Source organism: Cyanobacteriota bacterium, from assembly GCA_025054735.1.
Taxonomy (GTDB): domain Bacteria; phylum Cyanobacteriota; class Cyanobacteriia; order SKYG9; family SKYG9; genus SKYG9.
Genome location: JANWZG010000417.1, coordinates 1 through 3,333 on the forward strand (window position 1 = coordinate 1; position 3,333 = coordinate 3,333).

A 3,333-nucleotide genomic window follows, 5' to 3' on the forward strand; every position below is an offset into this window, starting at 1 on the left:
TACCCAAGCTGGGTACGATTTAGACCTAACCCGGACGATCGCTAGTCACGTTAACGTTCCTGTCATCGCCTCTGGAGGTGCAGGTACCTGTGAACACATTTACGCTGCCCTTACGGAGGGCAAGGCTGAGGCAGCGCTGCTAGCCTCGTTGCTGCACTACGGTCAGCTTACGATCGCCCAAATCAAAGCTTATCTACTCAGCCACCACGTGCCTGTCAGGACGACATAAGCTGCTTACCTGACAAAACTCTTGAAACTCCTATTCTCGTATAGGTTGGGTCAGCGATAACGTAAGCCAACAGAGCATAGGCTGGTGTTAGGTCCACGTTGTCCAATCCAACCTAAAAAAAGATTTGTTCAGTCAACCAGGGAACTAGCTGATAGCGACTAGATGTATGCAGACACGTCTTCGCCGCAGTCATCGGCAAGGTAAGACAATGCCCGAAACCGCAGATGGACTAGCTCGTCGTAAAGCGGGTTGAGTTTGCACAGGGGTGGAATGTGGAACAGGATCCTGCCAAAGAGTTGAATGTCTCGCTCAAATGGACATTGGGCGGGGATCAATTGACAGAGCCTGTGGGCAAGTTGACGATCGTTAACTTGAATATGGTCTAACCATTGACGCAATGGTTTTAAGGGTTGAAAGTTGTGCTTAAGCGCACCAAAAATTGACCTATTGTTGTGACTATCTTGCTCTGATCGTTGCAGCCAAATCCAACTCGCCAGAGCTAAATTTTGGGTAGCGTAGCACGATAGCTGAAACGTTTCATCACTGTCTAACGTTTGTTCTGTTGAATCGTGAACTACTTCGTAGGCTAAAATCATAGACTTTGCCAACGCCTTGACGGCTGACCCAGATACCACATCCCTGTACTTCCAGTCAGGCGCAGTTACAGGCTTGCAAGTTGACATACGACATCCTCACGCTGAGGCTGAACTCTACTACTAGACACTGCTCTAAAAGACAGTTACTAACTAAGTTTTGAAATGATTGCAGCAATCAAGTTATTGCCATCAGTAGCGATCCAACTAAGATGACCTAACAGATTGTCTCGTAACCAAATCACATTAACTACGTCTCGTCAGTGTATGACTACAGATTGGCGATTAAAAACGCTAGCTTAAAGCACTATTAATGGTGTGAATAATGGTGTGACCATCTAACAACAACCTAATGACCACCCAACGAACTAAATCAATCTATAGTTACCCTACTCATACAACCGATCTTGTACCAGTTCCTGATCGTTTTATGTGAGTGATGTCACTGAATTTTGGTGACCTTTAACTAGCTCCTGCGTAATGCTACAGCTTTAAGCCTTGATTCTAAGCAACCCTCGGTTATTTTATGCTAAAGACTATGGAATCGCTGAAATCTTTGGGATCACTGAATTAGCCTGAGGGCAAAATGTTTAGAGATCGGGTGATAGCCCGCGCTCTGCTAGCCACTGACGATTGAAGAGGCGAGATTGATAACGCGCACCACCATCACACAACACTGTGACGATCGTATGGCCAGGCCCCATCTGTTTAGCTACCCGCACTGCGGCGGCGACGTTGATCCCCACAGAACCACCCATAAACAATCCCTCTTGCCGTAGCAACCGATAGATCGTTGTGACGCATTCTTGGTCATCAATTTGGATGGCATCATCGATCGGTGCTCCTTGCATATTGGCGGTTATGCGACTATTACCAATGCCTTCTGTAATTGATTTGCCTTCAATAGTTATTGTTCCAGTTTTGGCATAGCTATAGAGGCCGCTCCCCATTGGATCAGCTAACACTACACGAATGTTGGGATTTTGCTCCTTCAGAAACAAGGCTACGCCGGCATAGGTTCCCCCTGTGCCCGTTGCAGCTACCCAAGCATCAACCTTGCCATCGGTTTGTTGCCAAATTTCTGGGCCTGTGGTTTCGTAATGGGCCTGACGATTGGCTAAATTATCAAACTGGTTTGCCCAGATGGCATTGTCGAGTTCTGCGGCGATTCTACCTGAGAGTTTGACATAGTTATTAGGATCCTTATAGGGCACGGCTGGTACTAGACGCACCTCAGCCCCTAGAGTTCGCAGGGCATCTATCTTCTCCTGTGATTGTGTCTCAGGGATAACAATTAGGCACTTATAGCCCTTGGCATTACAGATATGGGCCAGGCCAATGCCAGTATTTCCTGCTGTGCCTTCTACTACCGTGCCACCGGGTTTTAGTAGACCCTGCCGTTCTGCGTCATTGATAATGTAAAGAGCAGCACGGTCTTTAACCGAACCGCCTGGATTTAAGAACTCTGCTTTGCCTAGGATTTCACAGCCAGTTTCCTCACTTAGGGTGTTTAAGCGAATGAGAGGAGTGTTGCCGATCGTGCCTACGAAGCCTTGTTTAATATCCATCTACGTTTTGTGATCACTGCCAACTTAACTTACTATAACGGGCATTGAAATCCTCACTTGGTTGCCTGACAAAACTCTTGAAACTCCTGTGCTCTCGGAGGTTGGGTTGGCAATAGTGCAGTCAAACAGAGCATAGGCTGGTGTTGAGTTGCACGTTATGCCATCCAACCTACAAAACAGATGTGTCAGTCAACCAGCATCCTCCTGGTAAGGATACATTGGTCAGTAATCCTATCGTTGAATTGTGCCATCAGACAAGATCGTATTCCTCAGGATGGCATCCTGTAGATTGGCCTTCCACAGGTTAGTACCACTTAGGTCAGCATCCTGTAAATTCGCCTTGGTTAAAATGGCAGTCACTAGGTTGGAACCACTAACATCAGTACCCGTTAAATTGGCTCCGGTTAAGTCAGCGCCTACCAAGTCTGCACCGCTGAGATCAGCATAGGAAAGGTCGGCATAGCTAAGGTTTGCTCCATTCAGGCTTGCCTTCCAGAGCTTGGCTGATGTCAGTGTAGCTTTCACCAGAGTAGCCCTACCCAGTTCGGCCAAAATCAGGTTAGCAGAGCGCAGGTTAGCCTCACTCAGGTTCGCTTCAATTAAATTAACAGCAGTCAGGTTAGCCCGGTAACAATTAGCACGACTGAGATTGGCCCTAGAAAAGTTAGTACGACATAGATCGACATCAACCAGGTTTGCTGATCTCAAATCAACGTCACACAAATTTACTCGGTATAGGCTTACCTTCTCAGTTAAGAGTTTACCCAAGTTGACACCGGAGAAACTGCGCTCTCCTGCTGCATATCGCCTCAGAAGCTCATCAATATTCATCCGGTTTATCTCTTGAAATCAACGGGTTGCTGCAACTGCTCTGCATGGGTACTCAACTACATCAAGCATCAGTGGGGGCATTGGAATGATGGCCTAGTTCGCTGTAGCCATG

The 3,333-nt window shown here is 47.2% G+C and carries 4 protein-coding genes; 1 reads left to right on the forward strand and 3 read right to left on the reverse strand.

Going from position 1 to position 3,333, the window contains the following annotated elements:
- Positions 1-229, forward strand: a 229-nt coding sequence (locus NZ772_16070) for a HisA/HisF-related TIM barrel protein (protein MCS6815072.1), incomplete at its 5' end; no start/stop codon positions are given.
- Positions 230-387: 158 nt separating this feature from the next.
- Here NZ772_16070 and NZ772_16075 read toward each other — a convergent pair.
- The 3 genes from NZ772_16075 to NZ772_16085 form a co-directional block, all read right to left on the reverse strand.
- On the reverse strand, positions 388-726 hold the full coding sequence (locus NZ772_16075) for a Mo-dependent nitrogenase C-terminal domain-containing protein (GenBank protein ID MCS6815073.1): 339 nt from the start codon (positions 724-726) through the stop codon (positions 388-390).
- 686 nt (positions 727-1,412) lie between these two features.
- Positions 1,413-2,390: a cysteine synthase A gene (locus NZ772_16080; protein MCS6815074.1), complete on the reverse strand. Its 978-nt coding sequence runs from the start codon at positions 2,388-2,390 to the stop codon at positions 1,413-1,415.
- Between the two features lie 231 nt (positions 2,391-2,621).
- The gene (locus tag NZ772_16085; GenBank protein ID MCS6815075.1) at positions 2,622-3,221 is read right to left on the reverse strand and encodes a pentapeptide repeat-containing protein; all 600 of its coding nucleotides are present in this window, start codon (positions 3,219-3,221) and stop codon (positions 2,622-2,624) included.
- Positions 3,222-3,333: the final 112 nt, after the last annotated feature.